The organism is Microvirga yunnanensis (assembly GCF_025460875.1).
On the sequence record NZ_JAMXFI010000051.1, the window covers coordinates 18,206 to 37,293 of the forward strand.

Annotated in this window: 19 protein-coding genes and 1 pseudogene; 9 read left to right on the plus strand and 11 right to left on the minus strand. The window is 60.9% G+C overall.

Annotated elements, in window-relative coordinates:
- Nucleotides 1–204 precede the first annotated feature (204 nt).
- The gene (locus NF876_RS22930) at nt 205–645 is read left to right on the plus strand and encodes a flavodoxin family protein (protein WP_262270865.1); all 441 of its coding nucleotides are present in this window, start codon (nt 205–207) and stop codon (nt 643–645) included.
- 90 nt (nt 646–735) lie between these two features.
- Here the strand turns inward: NF876_RS22930 and NF876_RS22935 are convergent, their stop codons facing one another.
- Nucleotides 736–969 carry a hypothetical protein gene (locus tag NF876_RS22935; protein WP_262270866.1) on the minus strand — a complete coding sequence of 78 codons (234 nt, stop codon included), beginning with the start codon at nt 967–969 and terminating at the stop codon, nt 736–738.
- A 150-nt stretch (nt 970–1,119) separates the two neighbouring features.
- Nucleotides 1,120–1,818 carry a hypothetical protein gene (locus NF876_RS22940; protein WP_262270867.1) on the minus strand — a complete coding sequence of 233 codons (699 nt, stop codon included), beginning with the start codon at nt 1,816–1,818 and terminating at the stop codon, nt 1,120–1,122.
- A gap of 192 nt (nt 1,819–2,010) precedes the next feature.
- Between NF876_RS22940 and NF876_RS22945 the strand changes: the two genes are divergently transcribed.
- Together NF876_RS22945 and NF876_RS22955 are read left to right on the plus strand one after the other, a co-directional pair.
- On the plus strand, nt 2,011–2,220 hold the full coding sequence (locus tag NF876_RS22945) for a cold-shock protein (RefSeq protein ID WP_262270868.1): 210 nt from the start codon (nt 2,011–2,013) through the stop codon (nt 2,218–2,220).
- Between the two features lie 595 nt (nt 2,221–2,815).
- A complete protein-coding gene (locus tag NF876_RS22955) occupies nt 2,816–3,019 on the plus strand; it encodes a hypothetical protein (protein ID WP_262270869.1) in 204 nt (67 codons plus the stop codon).
- A 391-nt stretch (nt 3,020–3,410) separates the two neighbouring features.
- Here the strand turns inward: NF876_RS22955 and NF876_RS22960 are convergent, their stop codons facing one another.
- Together NF876_RS22960 and betA are read right to left on the minus strand one after the other, a co-directional pair.
- Nucleotides 3,411–3,989, minus strand: coding sequence for a hypothetical protein (locus tag NF876_RS22960; protein ID WP_262270870.1), 579 nt, complete (start codon nt 3,987–3,989; stop codon nt 3,411–3,413).
- Nucleotides 3,990–4,356: 367 nt separating this feature from the next.
- The gene (gene betA, locus NF876_RS22965) at nt 4,357–6,027 is read right to left on the minus strand and encodes a choline dehydrogenase (protein ID WP_262270871.1); all 1,671 of its coding nucleotides are present in this window, start codon (nt 6,025–6,027) and stop codon (nt 4,357–4,359) included.
- A gap of 193 nt (nt 6,028–6,220) precedes the next feature.
- On the opposite strand from betA, the gene NF876_RS22970 reads away from it, so the two are divergent.
- From NF876_RS22970 to NF876_RS22980, 3 genes are all read left to right on the plus strand, one after another.
- Nucleotides 6,221–6,481 carry an SWIB/MDM2 domain-containing protein gene (locus NF876_RS22970; protein WP_262270872.1) on the plus strand — a complete coding sequence of 87 codons (261 nt, stop codon included), beginning with the start codon at nt 6,221–6,223 and terminating at the stop codon, nt 6,479–6,481.
- A 1,117-nt stretch (nt 6,482–7,598) separates the two neighbouring features.
- On the plus strand, nt 7,599–7,892 hold the full coding sequence (locus NF876_RS22975) for a hypothetical protein (RefSeq protein WP_262270873.1): 294 nt from the start codon (nt 7,599–7,601) through the stop codon (nt 7,890–7,892).
- Entirely contained in the window at nt 7,885–8,121 is a 237-nt protein-coding gene (locus NF876_RS22980) for a hypothetical protein (RefSeq protein WP_262270874.1), read from the plus strand. Before NF876_RS22975 ends, NF876_RS22980 begins: the two co-directional genes overlap by 8 nt.
- Nucleotides 8,122–8,369: 248 nt before the next feature.
- On the opposite strand, the gene NF876_RS22985 is transcribed toward NF876_RS22980, so the two are convergent.
- Nucleotides 8,370–8,624, minus strand: coding sequence for a hypothetical protein (locus tag NF876_RS22985; protein ID WP_262270875.1), 255 nt, complete (start codon nt 8,622–8,624; stop codon nt 8,370–8,372).
- 143 nt (nt 8,625–8,767) lie between these two features.
- Nucleotides 8,768–9,004: a hypothetical protein gene (locus NF876_RS22990; protein WP_262270876.1), complete on the minus strand. Its 237-nt coding sequence runs from the start codon at nt 9,002–9,004 to the stop codon at nt 8,768–8,770.
- A 173-nt stretch (nt 9,005–9,177) separates the two neighbouring features.
- On the opposite strand from NF876_RS22990, the gene NF876_RS22995 reads away from it, so the two are divergent.
- On the plus strand, nt 9,178–9,576 hold the full coding sequence (locus NF876_RS22995) for a PRC-barrel domain-containing protein (protein ID WP_262270877.1): 399 nt from the start codon (nt 9,178–9,180) through the stop codon (nt 9,574–9,576).
- Between the two features lie 178 nt (nt 9,577–9,754).
- Here NF876_RS22995 and NF876_RS23000 read toward each other — a convergent pair whose 3' ends face one another.
- The 5 genes and pseudogenes from NF876_RS23000 to NF876_RS23020 all read right to left on the minus strand — a co-directional run bounded on the left by NF876_RS23000 (nt 9,755) and on the right by NF876_RS23020 (nt 16,931).
- Nucleotides 9,755–10,570, minus strand: coding sequence for a class I SAM-dependent methyltransferase (locus NF876_RS23000; protein ID WP_262270878.1), 816 nt, complete (start codon nt 10,568–10,570; stop codon nt 9,755–9,757).
- 243 nt (nt 10,571–10,813) lie between these two features.
- Nucleotides 10,814–11,498 (minus strand): annotated as a pseudogene (locus tag NF876_RS23005) (IS6 family transposase).
- 957 nt (nt 11,499–12,455) lie between these two features.
- A complete protein-coding gene (locus tag NF876_RS23010; protein ID WP_262270896.1) occupies nt 12,456–13,979 on the minus strand; it encodes a malonate--CoA ligase in 1,524 nt (507 codons plus the stop codon).
- Nucleotides 13,980–14,041: 62 nt separating this feature from the next.
- A complete protein-coding gene (locus NF876_RS23015) occupies nt 14,042–15,418 on the minus strand; it encodes a malonyl-CoA decarboxylase (protein ID WP_262270897.1) in 1,377 nt (458 codons plus the stop codon).
- Nucleotides 15,419–15,470: 52 nt separating this feature from the next.
- Complete coding sequence (locus NF876_RS23020) at nt 15,471–16,931, minus strand: SLC13 family permease (RefSeq protein ID WP_262270879.1); 1,461 nt, start codon at nt 16,929–16,931, stop codon at nt 15,471–15,473.
- A 206-nt stretch (nt 16,932–17,137) separates the two neighbouring features.
- Between NF876_RS23020 and NF876_RS23025 the strand changes: the two genes are divergently transcribed.
- Complete coding sequence (locus NF876_RS23025; RefSeq protein ID WP_262270880.1) at nt 17,138–17,785, plus strand: GntR family transcriptional regulator; 648 nt, start codon at nt 17,138–17,140, stop codon at nt 17,783–17,785.
- Nucleotides 17,786–17,866: 81 nt separating this feature from the next.
- Complete coding sequence (locus NF876_RS23030; RefSeq protein WP_262270881.1) at nt 17,867–19,063, plus strand: MFS transporter; 1,197 nt, start codon at nt 17,867–17,869, stop codon at nt 19,061–19,063.
- Nucleotides 19,064–19,088 lie beyond the last annotated feature (25 nt).

Below are 19,088 nucleotides of genomic sequence, written 5' to 3' on the forward strand. Positions count from 1 at the left end.
GATTGAATAGCGCTAACATTATTCGGAAGGATCCTGACAAGAAGTCTGCGGCCCTTGCCGGGCCCGGATCCCTGCTCGGGTTGATCCTCTTGCTACCAACCTCCATCAGATCCAAGATCTCGGTCGATGGACGATCCGCTGCACCCAGGCACGACGAAAACACTTCTGATCGTGTATCATTCGATGACCGGAGGCACCTGTCAGATGGCTGAGGCGGCTGCCCGTGGCGCGGCGGCAGAGCCGGCCATCCGCGTCCGCCTGCTCCCGGCGCCAGATGCTCAAGCTGCCGATCTCCTCGAGGCGGACGGCTATCTCTTTGGCACGCCCGAGAACCTCGCGGCCATGGCCGGTCTGATGAAGGACTTCTTTGACCGCACCTACTATCCGGCTCTGGACCGCATCAACGGGCGTCCCTACGCGACGCTGATCTGCGCCGGCAGCGACGGTCACAACGCGGCGCGTCAGGTGGAGCGCATCGCAACCGGATGGCGGCTCAAAGCCATGGCGGATCCGCTGATCGTCTGCACCCACGCGCAGACACCGGAAGCAATCCTTGCTCCGAAGGTCATCGGCCCAGACGATCTGAAACGCTGCGAAGAGCTTGGGGCCGCCCTCGCGGCAGGGATGAGCATCGGGGTGTTCTGATGGGCCCAACGTAGGTGCCAATCACAGCCAACTTTCCCTGTTGCGAAGAGCTGGGCTGGGCTGAGCTGGGAGGAGACGGTAGGCTGACGATCAATGTGTGGCGTTGGAGCCGCCGTCGAGCGCGCCACTCTTTTCCAGCACGATTTGCCCGAAGGCCGAGAGCGCATGCGCCATCAAGTTGGACCGGTCGCTTTCGGGCGCGAGCAGGATCAGGTCGGCGAGGCTCTCGACGATCATGGACGCCATTTCGACGAGATCCGTGTCGCCGTGCTCAAGGCGCTCCTGCACGAGTTGATTGATGTCACAGTGTAAACAGTCGGACATCTCGTTCCCCTCTCTGGCCGCGACTCAGACACGGCCTGCGCACGGCGCGCCTGTAGCAAGGCTTTGAAGAGCTGTCCAACCAGGATCCAGGGTGTGATCGAGCGGCCGTGACAGCAAGGCTGAACCTTCCATCGGAAGGGTCATCACCCATCAGCCCCGCCGGGGCTGCAGCGAGCGGGCCAGCTCGCGGATGACCGCATCCTCAATGCCGAGGTCATCAATCGCCTTATCCGTCTCGGTCTCCGGCGCGGGCACAGGAGCATCCAAGGCTGGAGACATCTCAGCCGCGGGTGCGCCCGACTCCTCGGCTTGCCCCTGAACCGGCCAGGTGGTGTACCGGTCCTCGAGGAGATCGAGCAGGCTGGTGAGAGCCGCGTTCGTGACATCCACCTCTGGAGCGTCCGGAGCGCCATCCAGAGCCAGGCGTCGGCGCTGGTAGGCGGGCTGAGCACTGACCTCTTGCCCGAACCACGGCAGAGGAGGCAAGTCCTGCCCGTTCTCGGGTGCACTGGCGACGCCAACCAGGTCCAGAGTACCAGGCCTGACAAAATGAAGGACTTGGATCTCCTGCGGGCCGATCGAGAGCGTGGTCCGCACGTACTCCACTTGACCATGGCTGACGGCCAGCAGGGCTTGGGCATGAGCCAGAGGCAGGTCTGCCTGCTCATCGGGCGCTGCGCCCTCACTAGCCTCCAGGATCAGGCTGCTGCGGCTCTCCTCTAGCTGAACATACGTGCGGCGCTGCGGCTGGTCGGGAAAGTAGCCCTCCAGCACCCGCTCACCTCCCCTCTCCTTCTGGATCAGGCGCGCCAGAGATGGAGCGATGATGAACTGGCGGAGAATGGTCATCCGGCTTGTCCCTCTCAGTTGGTTCGATCGGCTCTAGAGCCACCCCGACCTGAAGCTAGGGCCCTGTACTAGTGGATGAAAGTGGCTTGATGTGCGTGACGATCGAGCGGTCAGCCAAACGCTTGACCTCGTGGCCGAACACGGCAGGATAATCCTGCGACAGCGCACCTGATGGGACTTGAGGAATATTCAATGGCGACTGGTACTGTGAAATGGTATAACCATACGAAGGGCTATGGCTTCATTCAGCCTGATGCAGGTGGCAAGGATGTGTTTGTCCATGTCTCAGCGCTTGAGCGGGCCGGCATGCGCGGCCTCGTCGAAGGCCAGAAGATCTCCTATGAGGTGGAGGCTGACCGCCGGTCCGGCAAAGAGTCGGCAACCAACCTGCAGAAGGCTTGATGGATCCTGTCATAGGGTCAGCTCAGTGCTGGCTCTTCAAGCCGCCCCTGACGGGGCGGCTTACTGTTTGGACCAAGATGGCCATGCGCGGGAGACCATGGCTGGCATCGAGCAGGGTCCCTTCGCATCGCTTGATGCTGCATTGGCGGCCATCGAGAAGCACACCCGGGGCGTCTGCTGGCACTGTCCGGGCGAGGATCAACCATGATCGGAAGGAGCCCAAATCTCGGCCTGCTCCGTGCTTGAGGAAAAACCATGCGGATCTGTGTCGGCTGCGAGATGACGTACGAGCCCGGGCAAGTCACGCCCGCGGTCGTGATGCTGCCGACGTGCCGCTGACACTCACCTTTGGGCCTGGCACCCTGGTCGACTTTCACGTCATAACTGAGGAGGTGATTGATCCGGCTCCTGAGCACCTGGTGTTCGCACCATGGGTTCGGTGCCCGGGCCAGTTCGGTCGAGCGATGAGGCCCATGGTGCTAGATCAAGCCGGCAAGAGCCGTTTTGGGCGATTGCTCAGCCGGCACGAGCTGACGAGGACTGGCCTGAATGGATCGATGCTGGTAAGCTGCTGCAGCAGAACGTGAGATCCAGCATGACCCCTGAAGTCGAGCTGATCCGAGCCTTGGCGGACGATCTGGCGCTTGAGATCTTAGTCTCTTACACGCCAGAGGATTTTCAGCAGGCCGACTTCACAAGCTTGGGGAAAGCGGCTGTCTATCTGACACAACATGATGAGGGGCCTGGTCCTGCGCTTGAGGAACTCATCAAGAAGGTGCAGCACGCCCAAGGGACATGAGACGCAGTCAGATCCGGGAGCATGGAAATTGTGGGGCGTCCTATAGCGAGTTGTCGTGAATGTCTTCGGTCACACGGCTGATCCGGCTCGGGATCGGCCTTCGACACCAGTTCTATCGCCGCATTTCGGTGAGCTTTGGTTTCGACCCGAAGTCTGCAGCCCTCGTTGTGGCAACGTGCGCCTCTTCACTCCGATCCCATGCACGTCAACGGACGGCCGAGCCAGCTGTGGCTTGATGCATTTGCACTCGAGTCCGGCGCCGCCTCCGGCGCGATCGCAATCCCCACCGATGATCTCTCTCTTGCGATCCTTCCCGCGGGAACGCCTAGAGACCTCAGACTCACTGAGGGGATGAACATATTGGTTCAGCCAGCGCTGATACCGTTGGCGGTTAGGAAGCTGCGCGTTCTTTGATCCAAGTGCGCTGTTGCGCGCGACGCCGTGCTCCAGGCCTGTTCTCCAGCGAATCCAAGAGGCTGTTGAGAGCGGCGTCCGTGGGGTTCACTTCTGGTGTTTCAGGCCATCCGACAAGAGCAAGAGATCGGTTCCGATAAGCAGACTCGTCAGTCACCTCAGGACCAAACCAGTCCAATGGCTGAAAGTCGCGCGCATGCTCGTTTCGGTCGAACTCGACCGAGACCAGATCCAATGACCCTGGCGCAGCAAAGCGGCAGACCTGCACTCGGCTGGCGCCAAGGCTCAGGAGAACGTGCCGATATACAAGGCCACCTTGCGCCAGATCGAGCAGAGCCTCCGTCTGGTTGCGGGGCAGCTCTGTTGGTTCCTCCACCTGCTCGCCGGAGTTATGCCGGACCAGGATAAGGCTGCCGATCCCCTCCACCACCCGCACAAAGGTGGTCCGGCCGGTCTGGTCGGGGAAGTAGCCCTCGGTAACGTGATGGCCTCCCCTCTCCTTCTCGATCAGGCGCGCCAGAGAGGAAGCCAGCAGAAAGCAGCGGGTGACGGGCATCAGGCTAGGCTCCCTCATCGGAGTGGTTCTTCAGTGGATCAGCCAGGTACCAGCAGGCTATGGGGGAGACGCAGTGGGCGGAAGCAGGATCACCAAGGTTGCTTCAGGTTCTTGGGCTTAAGGTTAATGGGGCTGAGCGCCGGGCATGTGCCGTCCAACCGGATTCAGAAAAGAACCAACCCCGGATCGGTGCTCATCAGCCTTGCCAGTAACAAAAGCAGCCAAACTCGATTGGTAGAGTCTTTTGGTCTGAACCAGCGTCGTCTCGTCTGGGGTGGGATGGCACAGGTATGCTGGCTTGGTTGACTTGCAGTTCACCGGCCTGCAGGACGCTCCCGATGCCGCTGCGAGTCAGAAACTCAGACGCTCAGCGCTGCGCTGTGAGCCAGTTCTCCGCCACGTAGTAGCGCGCGTTCGAGGCTGCCGCGAGGGACTGACCGAGAATATGATCGGCAGCCTTCTCCCCAATCATGATGGTGGGCGCATTCAGGTTGCCGGTGGTGATGGATGGCATGATGGAGCTGTCGACGACCCGCAGGCCTTCCAGTCCAATCACCCGCGTCTCAGGGTCGACGACTGCCATCGGATCCGATGAACGGCCCATCGGGCAGGAGCAGGAGGGATGGTAAGCACTCTCCACCTTCTCGCGAATGAAAGCATCGATCTCGGTATCTGTCCTGACCTGGGCTCCTGGTTGGATCTCCCGGCCGCGATAAGGGTCGAAAGCCGCCTGGGCAAAGATCTCACGGGTCAGTCTCACACAGGCCCGCATCTCGATCCAGTCGTCCTCATGGCTCATGTAGTTGAACCGGATCCGGGGATAATCCCGTGGGTCGGAAGAGTTAAGCCTCACGAAGCCCCGACTCTTGGAGCGCATTGGCCCCACATGGGCCTGAAAGCCGTGCTCGGATGCAAGTCCTTTGCCGTCATAAGTTACGGCGAGCGGCAGGAAGTGATATTGGATATCAGGGTAGCGGATGCCGGCCCGTGAGCGGATGAACCCGCACGTCTCGAAGTGGTTGGTTGCCCCGAGCCCGTCATGACGCGTCAGCCAGCGGGCCACGATCCGGCCTTTGCCGGCCCAGCTCTGCCACGAGTACAGGGTGATCGGTTGGGTGCAGGCAATCTGGAAATAGAATTCCAGGTGGTCCTGGAGGTTCTCGCCGACACCAGGCCGGTGATGAACCACGTCGATTCCGTGCGCCGTCAACTCCTCGGCAGGGCCAATCCCGGAGAGCTTCAACAGGTGAGGAGAATTGATCGGACCGCCTGACAGGATGATTTCGCGTCCGGCTCGCACTTCGTGTTCCGTGTCTGCTTGAAGGTAGCGAACCCCCACGGCTCGGGTACCCTCAAACAGAATGCGTGTTACAAGGGCATGGGTCCGTACGGTCAAATTCGGGCGCCGCATGGCCGGCTTGAGATACGCATTCGCGGCCGAGCAGCGCACGCCGTTCCTGACGGTCATGTCCATTCGGCCAAAGCCCTCCTGCTGCTCCCCGTTGATGTCAGTCGTGGCGGGATAGCCAGCCTGCTGCGCCGCTTCCACAAAAGCCGTGTAGAGCGGGTTTTCGACCCGGCCATAGCAGGTCGCAAGAGGACCGGAACTGCCGCGCCAGGCGTCCCCACCTTCCTGTCGCGCCTCGGCACGCTGGAAATAGGGAAGAACGTGCCGATAGCCCCAGCCTTCCGCGCCCTCCTCCTCCAAGCGCTCGAAATCAAGCGGGTTGCCCCGGACGTAGACAAGTCCATTGATCGAGGAGGAGCCCCCGATCACCTTGCCACGCGGGCAGTGGAGGCGCCTGCCACTGAGATGCGGCTCGGGTTCGGTCTCGTACTGCCAGTTGTATTTGGCCATGTTCATGGGGATCGAGAGAGCTGCCGGCATCTGGATCAGCATCGAGCGGTCGGATCCGCCGAACTCCAGCACCAGAACGGTGTTGTGTCCGTCTGCCGAGAGGCGGTTGGCCAACACAGAGCCGGCCGATCCGGCTCCAATGATGACAAAATCGAACGTCTCAGGATCACCCGCGGCCATGGAAGACTCCATTCGGCACTGTTGCGTCAACCTCGGCAGTGTAGTCCCGAGCAGCCAGATCAGGAGGCACTCTAGTAACGCTATTCAAGCGCCGCCAGTTTCCGGTTGAGATCATCCTGCTGTGCGTGCGGCCGGTACCGCAAGTATGGGATCAGCGGTCGGGCTGGGATGATGCAGCAGCGCAGCGTCAACGTTGATCCATCAAGCGAACTCTCGCGGCAGACTTCATCAAGACCTTTGGACGAATGAACTCGCGGCGGTGGTCGGGTCCTCGCCACTGCCCCGTACGGAAGTGGTGCGCAAAGTGTGGGTTTACATCAAGTCCAACAATTTGCAGAACCCCGAAAACAAGCGCGAGATCATGGCGGACGAGAAGCTTCAGGCGGTGTTCGGAGGCAAGAACAAGGTCAGCATGTTCGAGATGAACAAGTACCTCGCCCAGCACCTGAAATGATACGCATGTCGTAAGAGGTGTGGAAGGATGCGGTGACTGAGATCGCACCGTGATTCTCACACAAGCACCGTATGATCACCTCATGGTCGTGTGACGGAGATGCAAAGCCGGCCCAGTTGCGGGCCCGGGCTCTTGCTAGCAAGCTTGTAGAGTTGCCCCTTTGCGGCTCGAAAGGCGCAGCGCCCGTCCGTACATAGCTTGCCATCGAGCAAGAGTGCGGGCGGAGCGCTGTCGATGTCTTCGCGCCCGTCGACCATCCTCTTCGCGCTCGCCTGGACATCGGCATCTTCCGGGGCCAAGAACTCAATCGCATAGGGCTTCCGCAGCCCTCCGCATCTCTGTGCACCGATGGCCTCGATCATCTCGGCCGCCAAGCCAGACGAAGCGGACACTCCAGCGATAAGCCCAAAAGCGGGAGCGCTTGCTCGCAGATGATGCAGCATCACCTCAGCTCCTCCAAACAACGCCTCTGACGCGCAGCCAGCATGATAGCACTTCCTCACCGCCCAAGCCCCAGCATTGCGCTATTCGTCACCGCTGGATAGCTGACACTCACCCTTCATGTGGCGCGCGATGGCTGTCATTGCGTCATCAAGAGACGGGAAGTTGGCCGTCCCCATTCCAGCCAGCCTGGAGTCGCGGGTTGCATTGATGACGAACAGCGATGGCGAGACTGCGGTGATTGTCCCGAGAGGCCGCCCCAGCCGATCGCTCAACGTCCAAGTCCCTGCTGATTTGAGTGCGGCAGGTGTCACTACCACATCCATGGTAACTGCTCCGCTCGACGCAGAATAATGATATTTGTCTTGCGCCGAGGCGCAGGCTGTCAAGCAATGCCCTGCATGGGCGACCGGGAGCCTGGGCGCTGCGGCCACAACTCACGGCCGGAGAAGGCTTTAGCCGGCGCGTGTCACATGGGCAGAGACCGCGGGTCGGAAGGAGAGATCCGCTTGAAACCTATTTCCGTGTTTCCCCTTACCTCCAAGGCTCAGCCTGCCTTTGACACTTGCCTGGTCGGGTGTGAGGCTGGGGGGCTCCGAGCCGTTCACCGACCGCAGAGGGGTTCCCTTGCCCATACTTTGCGGCCTGCACGCGCCCAACAAGGAAGGACTGCACCATGCAGACCCACCGGTTCGCGGTCGGAGAGAGCGTCCTGTGCGCCGAGCGGCGGCACCCGTCCTTCACCTGGCAGACCCCTTACACGGTCATCACCTGCATCCAGTCGGAGGCAGCCGAGCCGCAGTATCGGATCGCCTCCCTCCACCGGCACGCGATCCGCATCGTCGGCGAGCACGAGCTCTGCCGGACACCACAGCCCCGGCCTGCGGCCCGGCAATCACTCCAACAATGCCGTGAGGCTCTGCTCTGCCTGCACCCGGCCAATCTGAACCTGACGCAACACCATGTCTGACATCAAGAAACTGGCACGCTTCCTGGTCTCGCCATCGTCTGATGGTGGTAATCCTCAACTCGTCATCGAGCTGGAAGACGGCTTCAGGCTCACGCTGGCGGCGAGCTCCACCCAGATCGAAGACATGGCGGATGTGCTGGACGAGATCCTGGACTCTGCCCCTCCGGGGGCTGAGGGCAGCCTGGATCGGCTGCCCGCGTTTCTCCGAAACGGCCGCCCCACTGGCTGAGACTGAATGGTCGGTGCGTATCCCTGCGGGGTTGGAAGCGCCATCAACAGTGGATCTCGCGGATGAGCCTTTGGATCAAGCGCTGGGAAGGTGATCTTTCCGGCTTTCGACAGCCTTGTACCGGCATCCACGCGATCAGCAGGAGCGCTGTTCGGCGGGAAAGCCCGCAGATCCTCTGGTGCTGAAATCATCCACGAGGGGACATCCCAAATCGGACCTTCTGGGCTGATAATCCCGTCACAGGCCGTTCAACGGGTCATGGCGCCCTTCTCAGAACGTTGGCTCGTGAGCACAATGACATTATCGGACTTACGCTCGAGCCAGTGATGGTTGACCGCATAGTCGAGACCGAGCTCGAGATCATCACCACGCTGCCCCAAGCTCACCATCCGCCAGTGTCTGAGGCTTTGAATGGAGATCGCCTGTCCTTCGGTCTTTCCCAGTCCACGAACGAGGTGGCGGACAAGATGGAGCGCAACACTCTCGGCGGGAACGGAACTCATGCCGCAGGTCTCCTGGATCTCTTAAGAGGCTCGCAGAGAGCACTCCCATGGGTCATCTGGACGGGACAATTTTCGTCAAGGCAGCCTGCCAATCCTGGCGGTTCAGCTTATCCATATGCCAAGGCGATCCTGTGGCGCAGATCTCAACAGCCCGTGCAGATGCCCTTCGAGATCGCCCTCATTCGGCGATCCCTGACGCGTTCCAGCGCCTCGGCCTTGTTGCGGGCTGTTCGCGCCAGCGCCGCCGATTCCTCGGCGGTGGACTGCCGGGATGGGGGAGCCTTCCGGCTCTGTGCTTCAGGCGCCGCTTTGTCCTGGGCATTGGCCGCCGAAGACAACACGACGATGGCGATCAGGGCCATGGTTTGTAGAACCCGCATGGGAACGCTCCGCAAGGAGCGCATCCGGCGGCTCCAAGCCTGGATGTAGGGTCGGCGACCTCGACTCCCAGGTCTCGGAGAGGACAATGTGAGGCAACTCTGGGGTGTCCTCGTCAATTGGCCACGATTCTGGCCGAGGATTGATACTGAGCTCCGGCTCGGGGAATGCCACCATGCGCGCCTCTGCAACTCTCCTTGTCGCCACACTCTGTCTGCCAGGCTTGGCTCACGCCCAGAGCACTCCGCCAGCATCCCGTGCGCCCCAGTTCATCACCGTCGGCAGTCAGGCGATCCTGAGCTCGCGGCTCATCGGCCTGAACGTTCAAACGGCCAGTGGCGAGGGTATGGGCAGGATTGAAGACATCGTCTTTGAGGGTGGCGAGATCACGGGCGTCGTGTTGTCGGTCGGTGAGGTCCTGGGGAGCGGCCAGCGTTATGTGGCTGTGGACCCATCCTCGATCTCGGTCCGGTATGTAGAGGGCGAAAACCGGTGGCAGGCGACAATGAACGCCAATCGCGAGCAGCTCAAATCCGCCCCTGAGTTCCGCTACGAAGGCAAGTGGAAGCGATAAGCTGTCCCAATGAGCGCGTGCAGGCTCACGCTAACGAGCCTGATGCCGGCACCAGGTGTCCGGAGGGTATTCGTTCTATTCCGCGAACCAGAATATCTGCGATGTTTGTCATCCAGAAGTCTTCATGAATTCCGAGCCTCGTCCCAGCCTGATGCCCTGAGATGGAGCCAGCGCAAGATCAGCAGACCTTGACCCCTTCCGCCCAGGCGATGCCATGCCAAAGCGCAGCGTCTGGTCGCCTTTGCCATGTGGCAAGTGCATCCAAGACCGCCTGGACGGTTTCGCGTGGAGTCCCGGTTTCGGCAATTGCGTCGATGGCCCCCTCGAGAATTTTGGCTAAGTTGCTGACATAGCCCTCAAAGTCCGGGTGCCCGGAGCACCCCCCAAAGAATATCCAGGTGTTGCGACGGGGCTGCACGCCAGCCTGTTGCAGAAGCTGCACCAGGCGGCGGCCAACAATGGGGTCGTTGCCATGGCGGTCGTACGTTCGCTGGTAAGCCTGCCAGACCGGAGCCAGCCCCGGCGGCTCCGGCCAGAGCCGCATCACGTCGTAGTCGTCATCCGACAGAATGATCCGCCCGCCCGGGCGCACGGCACGCGCCATGGTTCGCACGATGAACAAGGGATTTCGAACGTGCTCCAGTAGAAAGCGGGCATGTGCCAAGTCGAAGTGCCCCCACTCACGATTGGTCAGGGGAGCGACCTCTGCGCTCCCCTGCCGCATATCGACGAGATGAGTTTCACCATCAGCATCGGCCTGTCTCATCGCTTCGAGGATCTGCTCATTGCTGCGTTCGATCCCCACGACAGGAACACCTGCTATTCGCGCCATTGCGCGTGAGAATTGCCCTAGTCCAGCGCCGAAATCAACGATGCGCTCTCCAGGCTTGAGTGCGGCTTGTGCGAGAAACCGCTCGTTGAGGAGGCGGTTCATTGCGGTTAGCCGCTGCTGTTCTTCGGGGCTGGTTCCGTGGATATAGTGAGACGAGGACATGCGGCGCTCCCCGGATGATCGAGCGACATCCCAAGCCATGGCCACTTGGATTACCAGTCTGCTTCCTTCGCCTGCATGAGGTCACCATGATGCCATGCACAGGATACCACCAATGCTTTCCGCCGGCGACTTTGTTGGATCGGCGATCGCCAGGTCAGCGCGCCACAGTTCCAACGGTGTTGTCGTGTGGCACTATTGCAGCAACTTGAGAAAGGGCATAACGAACACCGTCGAGCGGGTCATTCAGGCTGCAAGACCGAAAAGCTGATTGACGAGACGGACCTCGCCTGTCGCTCGACGGTTCCCCTGGATGCAGTGACCGCGGCGGATCATGGGCATTATTTCAAAACCCGTCAGGGTCGCGGCGGCGGTTTTCATCGTCTGGAAGCCCCGCGTCGGACGGATCACGCGTTTGAGCGCGCCATGATCCGCCTCAAGGATGTTATTCAGATACTTCGACGTGCGGTGTTCGACAGCAAACCTTGATTCTGCAGGCGCAGGATGGCCTTAGCATATGCCGCCAGTTTGTCCGTCCTGATGGAGGAGGGCGGGGAGTGGCTAATCACCTTTATTGCCTTATGCAAGAAGCTGTAAGCGGCGTTGGTATTTCGGCTATCGGACAGCATGGAGGCAACCAACTGCCCATGCTTGTCGACCGCGGAATAGGTATTTCCACCTACCCCGACGCGGCCGAATGTTTCATCCACTCTCCAGGATCCTGAGCGAGGTCCTTGGTAGGGTCGGACCCGCTTCTCGATCTCTGGAGCATAGCGCTGAACCCAATGGAAGATGGTGGATGGGCAACGGCGACCCCACGTTCCTGCATCATCTCGGCCAGATCGCGATAGCTGATCCCGTACTTGCAGTACCAGCGCACGCACAGCAGGATGATCTTGAACGGAAAGCGGCGGCGCTTGAAAATTGACAACAAGACGGCGCCTCTCCCTACACTGCCAAGGATAATGCAACGGTGCCGATCAGCGTGCTGTCCAGTTCAAGGGGCATGAGGGACCGGCTTAGGTCATTCAGCTTCGGCATGGGAGGCACTCTATCGGTTCATGGCAGCGCTGATGGATATGATATCCTCGCCGCCGGTCCCATAGCATCTTCCCTGGAGGCTTTCGGACGCCGGTCCCAGTGCATGTGGTTGCGTCTGCGACGGGCCGGCATCCGTAACCCTTCACAGAAGCCGCCCTTCGTTTGAGAGGCCGTCTGGAAGAGTTGAACTGCCTTTGGCAGTCCGGCTCTGGGCCGGTTGGAGGGGGTCCGTGGAAGCGCAACTGCTCACGCGAGCTTTAGAAGCTCTCAAACGTCCGCTGCAAGCTATCCGGGGCGGTTGCGCCCTTTCAGCAACGCAGCCAAACATCTTAGATTTTTAGCGATCTCTGAGCAGAGCTTAGTTCCCGTCAGCGATGGTGCGCCCAGCCTTTGAATTGGCGGATAGGCTCCCCAGCGGCCGCATTATCTGGGCGCGCAATATACCTGCTAGTGATGAGCTCCGCCTCCTGCAGCCGCGCTGCAATCAAGGTTGTCCAAAAGCCGTAGCTTCTCTCGCTGGAGCGAAGAGCCTTCTGTTGTTGGAGTTGAACTGACTTACGGCGGAGATTGGCCAGCGAATGGCGAAGTAGAGCGATGATCGTCAAGGAACAGACTCCTTAGTGGAATTCCAAGGATCCTTGAGCGTTTCCTTCAACACATGTGGCTGTTCACCTGGCGGTTAAAAACAGGCAAAGCTGCATGTTCGTCATGCAGCCTGTACATAGGCGCATAGGCTTCTGGTGTTTCCTGTCGCTCCAGCGCTGTCCACTGGATCTCACAGTCGAGGAAGGCCGTATACCTGAGGCTACGACCCCCATATGCATCGTGCGTGACTCTCGAGAATGGCTTATGAAGCCTTGGCCGTATAGAGATCGGCGAACTGCTGCCGCAGGACGTTCTTCTGCACCTTGCCCATGGTGTTGCGCGGCAGCTCATCGACGAACACCACCCGTTTCGGCAGCTTGAACTTCGCCAGGCGGCCCTCAAGCGTCGCTAGGATGGTCTTCTCGTCAACCTCTGCCTCCTTGGAGCGGACAACCACCGCGGTCACCCCCTCGCCAAAGTCCTTGTGCGGCACGCCGATCACGGCACTCTCGAACACCCCGGGAACGGCGTCGATCTCGTCCTCGATCTCTTTGGGGTAGACGTTGAAGCCACCGGTGATCACGAGATCCTTGCCACGGCCGAGAATGTGCACGTAGCCCCGCTCGTCGATTTTGCCGAGGTCGCCCGTGATGAAGAAGCCATCCGGGCGGAACTCGGACGCCGTCTTTTCCGGCATGCGCCAGTAGCCTTTGAACACATTCGGGCCCTTCACCTCGATCATGCCGATCTCGTTCGTCGCCAGTTCTTCACCAGTGTCCGGGTTGGTGATGCGGGCCGAGACGCCCGGCAACGGGAGACCAACAGCGCCTGGTACCCTGTCGCCATCGTAGGGGTTGGAAGTGTTCATGTTCGTCTCGGTCATGCCGTAACGCTCAAGGATGGCATGGCCGGTGCGCGCGCTCCACTCGCGGTGGGTCTCGGCCAGCAGCGGCGCCGAGCCCGACACGAACAAGCGCATGCCGGAGGTCACCTCCATGGTGAGGCCTGAATGCTGCAGCAGGCGGACATAAAAGGTGGGCACGCCCATCAGAGCCGTGGCGCGCGACATCAGCCCCAGGATCTCGTCGGCATCGAACTTTGGCAGGAAGATCATCGATGCGCCGGAGAACAATGTCACATTGCTGGCTACGAACAGCCCGTGGGTGTGATAGATCGGTAGGGCGTGGATCAGCACATCGTCCGCCGTGAAGCGCCAGACCTCCTTCAAGGTCAGGGCATTGGAGACAAGGTTGTCATGGGTGAGCATGGCGCCCTTTGAGCGTCCGGTCGTGCCCGAGGTGTAGAGGATCGCCGCCAGGTCATCGCCTGCCCTCTGCACCGTCTCGAACGCATCAGGAGCATGGGCTGCGGCCTCCATGAGCGAGCCCTGCCCTTTGGCGTCGAGCGCTTCGACGGCCGCTCCCACTCTCAAAGCCAGTTGCTCAATCCCGTCACGTTTGGAAGGATCGCAGACGACGAGCGATGGCTCGGCATCACTGATGAAGTACTCCAGCTCCGCCAGCGTGTAGGCGGTGTTGAGCGGCAGATAGACGGCACCAGCCCGGACGGTGGCCAGATACAGGATCAGCGCCGGCACCGACTTCTCGACCTGGACGGCAACCCGGTCACCAGGCTTAACCCCGCGGGCGACCAGCACATTGGCCAGCCGCCCGGCGAGAGCGATCAGGTCGGCATAGCTGACCGTCTCGTTGGCCGGTGTGGTGATGGCTGTCTTGGAAAGATCGGCGATCGAGCGTTCGAGCCGGTCGAACAGGTTCGCGTTCATGACATGGGCTCCGAAACGAGGGTCGAGGATCGACCGAGTTGAAGTGTCGTGGGCGATGGTGGTCATGGGGTGGCTACCTGATCGCGGGAGGGCAAATCGGTCGGCATGGCTTTGCGGACTCCAGGCGAGGCGGCCACCACACCCTTCTCAGCAAAGGCCTCATGGTTCTTCTCGATCTCATCGAGAGCGTAGAGGTAGTTCACCATCAAGCCGTGGGACTGCTTCAAGCCATTGGCGGAGAGATCGCCGAGGAAGTTCAAGCGCTCGAGCCGTGCTCCGTTGCCGAGATGGAAGCGGGCCACAGGATCAACAGGCCGACCTTTAGGATCCTTGGCCTTCAGGAAGTAGTAGGCTGCTGCTGAGAGCAGGACATCGCGAACCTCCTCCAGCTTCTCTGGGTCGCGGCTCCGGCCTGGCTCATCAAGGACTGTCAACACTTCCTTGGCCTCGGCATCCAGGCAGGATAACTCCTCCGTCCTGCGCTCGCGGTCGAGCCAGCGGGCAAAGCCCGGGACCGGCGAGAGGGTCACGAAGGTCTTGAGGTTCGGCAGGTCGCGCTTGAGGTTCTCCACCACCTGCTTGATCAGGAAGTTGCCGAAGGACACCCCGCCCAGGCCCTTTTGCGTATTCGAGATCGAGTAGAACACGGCCGTCGTCGCCTCAGTTGCGGCAATCGGCGTGCGAGCTAGATCGAGCAGCGGACCAATCGCGCCGGGGATTTCTTTCGTCAGTGCGACCTCGACGAAGATCAGCGGCTCGTCGACGAGCTGTGGGTGGAAGAAGCCGTAGCAGCGACGGTCGTCCGGCTGGAGGCGGTTGCGCAGGTCATCCCAGTTCTGGATTGCATGCACCGCTTCATAACGGATGATCTTCTCCAGGATATTGGCAGGCGTGGTCCAGTCGATCGGCCGCAGCACCAGAAACCCCCGATTGAACCAGGATGAGAACAGATGGGTGAAGTCCGCGTCGACGCATTTCAGCTCCGGGTGCTTGGGCAGGTACGCGAGCAGTTCCTCGCGCATCTGCACCAAGGCGGAGGTCCCGCCAGGAGCCAGGTTCAGGCGTCGGATCAGCTCCTGCCTTCTTGGTTCCGCCGCGGCATGCAGGCTCTCGAACGCGTCCGTACCCTGATCCTGACGCACAGCTTCGATGGCCATCTCAATCCGGCGGCGATCGGGCCCGAAGCGATCCGCCAGCGCCTGGAGGAACGCGAGGCGATCCTCGCCCGACGCAGCATTGTAACTGGCCAACAGAGTTTGCGCGAGCGCCACCCCTGAGGCCTCGCCTCGGCGTGAAAGCAGCAACTCGCCGATCGTCGGGAGAGCGTCTTTTGCGACAATCTCCCGCCCTGCCTTCTGACCGAGCAGGGAGCGCCCCCGCTCGGTCAGCGTATCTATCAGATCGCTCAGGAAGGCTGGTGCCGCCTCCAACCCTGCCATTGATCGAGAGAGCTTCACGTTCATCTCCTTCATCCACACCAGAGGATTAGCGTCACAGCACGACGAATAGAGCCCAGACGACAATCGGCGCAACCACCGTCACAAGGGCGCCATAGGCCATGAGCTTGCGGAAGAACGCCTCCCGGTCGACGCCCTGGGCATTCGCCAGAACGAGGGCGCCATTGGTCGAAAAGGGGCTCACATCAACGATGGTCGAGGCGACAGCCATGGCGGCAATGAAGCCGATCGGACTGACGCCGGTTCCCGATTGCAGGAACGGCACGGCAAGTGGGATGAGGGATCCGAGAACCGCCGTCGAGGAGGCAAAGGCGGAGACGACCGCGCCGATGAAGCACAGGAGCAGGGCGGCGAGCATCGGGGACGCCAGTCCGGCCACGCTGTCGCCGACGAAGGAGATGGTGCCCATCTTCTCGAGCACGACCACGTAGGTGCTCACACCGGTGATGAGCATGATCTCCGGCCACGAGACTTGGCCCATGGCCCGCTTCTGCAGGTTCGGCGCGATCAGCGACAGGCCAAGACCAATGGTGATCGCCACAAAGCCGATGTCGAGATTGAAGGCCAAGGTGAGCACCGCCAGCAGAATGAGGCCTCCGAGGGTGAGCACCCGGTACCAGTGCGGCCCCTCAGCCGGCTTGGCGCTGACATTATCGCTGGCGAGTGGATCGTCGCGCCGATCGCTCAGCATCCTCTCTTCGGTGAGAGCCTCCGACTCGGCATCGCCATAAACTTGAGGGCCAGCCTGCGGGACAGTCACAGCAATGGGAGGAATGGCGAGAGCCAGATTGCCAGCTGCGCGCGCAACGGCAGGGGCTCTTGGTGCCGGAGGCTGTGCAGCAGTCGCAGCATTAGCCGTTGCTTGCCCTGCCAACACATCCGCCCGGGCTTGGAGCAACCTGCGGCCGCCGAGTGCGAAGAAGAGCAGAACAGCAACGGCCAGGTTGACGCCAAAGCTCGCCAGAAACGTCACAATCTCATTGAGCGGCAAGCCGGCCTTGGCCACGACCCGGTTGGTGATGCCGCCATAGATGCTGATCGGCGAGAACCCGCCGGCCTGAGCCCCATGGACGACCATCAGTCCCATAAGCAGCGGATTGATGCTGTATTTGAGAGCAAAGCCGAGCGCGATCGGCGCGATGATCGCAACGGCGCCTGGGCTGACAGCGCCAACCGACGTCAGAACCGCAGAGATCCCGAACATGATCCAGGGGATCGCCACAATCCGGCCCCGCACACCCCGGACCGCCAAGCGGACGAGCCAGTCGATGGTGCCATTGTTCTGAGCAATGGCGAAGAGAAAGGTGATCCCGACAAGGGTCAGGAAGAGGCCGCCGGGAAATCCAGCGATGATGGCGCTGGTGGTCTGGCCTGCCACCAGGGTTCCGACCAGGAAGGCGCCAACGAAGGCCAGCACCCCCATGTTGATCGGAAGGATGGTGGCGACCACGAACATCGCCGCGAGAGCGTAGATTGAGATCAGCTGTGGTGACATAGCACCCGCTCCTCCGTTTCCTCCTCTGCGTCGGGTGGACGAGCGGCTGTAGGCCAGCTCGCGGGGATTGCGCAGGTGGATCCCTCATTGCCCTTGCCTGAGAGACTGCGCGCGATTGCATTATTCGTCAACTATCTTGTATACAAAAAAATCCTTGTAAGATTATAGACAGCTGCTCTATGATGCTTCCGAGCAGGACATGTGAGATGAGACGCGCTCAAGCCCTGAGAGACGCCCTCGAGCAGGACATTGTTACGGGTAAGTTTCGCCCTGGCGATCGGCTGGACGAGCAAAGCTTAGCAGATCGTTTCGAGGTCTCCCGGACCCCGATCAGGGAAGCCTTGATGCAGCTTGCCTCGACCGGACTGGTTGAGTTGCAGGCACGACGAGGCGCCTTCGTCGCTTCACTCAGCTTCAAGGACGTCGTTGAACGGTTCGAGGTCATGGCTGCCCTCGAAGGCATGTGCGGAGCTCTGGCGGCCCGCCGGATCATCGAGCCCATGCAGAAGGAGCTCGAGGCGGCGCACGAGGAGTGTGTTCGGGAGGCATCACAAGAGAACGCCGATGCCTACTACTATGCAAATGAGCGCTTCCACCACGTCATCTATGAAGCCTGTCAGAACGCGTTTCTGGCGGAGCAAGCGCACCAACTGCATGCCCGGCTTAAGCCGTACCGCCGGCTCCAGCTCCGAGCCCGCAGCCGTGTGGCGAACTCACTGGCGGAGCACCAAGGCATCGTGGAGGCCATCCGTGCCGGGGACAGCGAGCGGGCGGAGCGCCTCCTCCGGGAGCACATCCTGATCCAGGGCGAACGCCTTGCCGACTTCATCGCAAGTTTCGATCGAGCCGCCTAGCTGCCGATTAGCATTGAAGAATTCTGGCAGATTCAGATTGCTGCGGAGTGTCGCGCGCGAAAACCGAGGAGAATACGAAGGATGTCTCCTGACCTGCTATCTCGCCGCACGATTGCCTTCGTCAACATCGCACACGCGCTCGATCATTTCGTCCTTCTGATCTACCCAACGGCTGTGATCGCCATCGCGGCCGAGCGGCAACTGTCTTATGCCAGCCTCATCGGCCTCTCGACGGGTGCCTTCGTGGCCTTCGGCCTGTTCTCACTCCCGATGGGCTGGATCGCAGATCGTTTAGGGCGCCGCAACCTGCTGGCGATCTTCTTCGGCGGGTGCGGGATTGCGTGTCTGGGGCTGTCGACCGCGAACTCTCCGGTCACGTTCGGCATCTGGCTCTTCGTGCTCGGGGTGTTCTCCGCGATCTATCATCCCATCGGCTCGACGATCCTGGTCACCCATACAAGCCGTCTTGGACGGGATCTCGGCATCAACGGGGTGTGGGGCAATCTTGGCGCCGCTTTCGCCTCAGGGATCACCGCTCTATTGGCCGCGAGCCTTGGCTGGCGCGCTGCTTTCATTCTTCCTGGACTAATTTGCCTCGTAGTTGGGATTGCCTTCATCAGCCTTGTGCCTGGTGACGGAGACCCTCATGGCAAGTCCGGCAGCACTCATGCCGAAACCCCAATTACGCGCCCGATCACCCTCTTCCTGTTGTTTGCAACGGCGATCGTGGCGGGTGGCATGACCTTCAACATTACGACGATCGCACTTCCCAAGATCATCGATGAACGTGCCGGTACCGCCCTCCCCCTAGTCGTGATCGGTTCCCTGGCCACCCTCGTGTTTGTCTTCGGAGCGTTGACGCAGCTCCTGATGGGGCGCCTCGTTGATCGATACACGCTGCCGAGGATCTTTGTCGGCCTCTCGATCTTGCAGCCGCTCGGGCTTGGGCTTGCCGCTCTGACGAGCGGGATCCCCATGCTGGCTGGCCTGGTTCTGGCTATGGCGGCGATCTACGGGCAGGTGGTCGTAAACGACGCAATGGTCGCCCGCTACGTCCCAGCCCAGTTCAGGGCCCGAGCCTTCAGTGTCCGCTACTTCCTTGGGTTCACGACGAGCGGTCTAGCCGTGCCCCTCATCGCACTTCTTCACGGGATGAGCGGGTTTACCCTTGTTTTGAGCACAGCAGCCACTTTTGGAATGGTCATCTTTCTCTGCTCAATTTTCTTTCTGCTCACTGCTCAGACATCCCCACAGTCATCGAGCGTTCCCGCAGCGTGATAACTGAGGGCCATTGCCAGTGCCT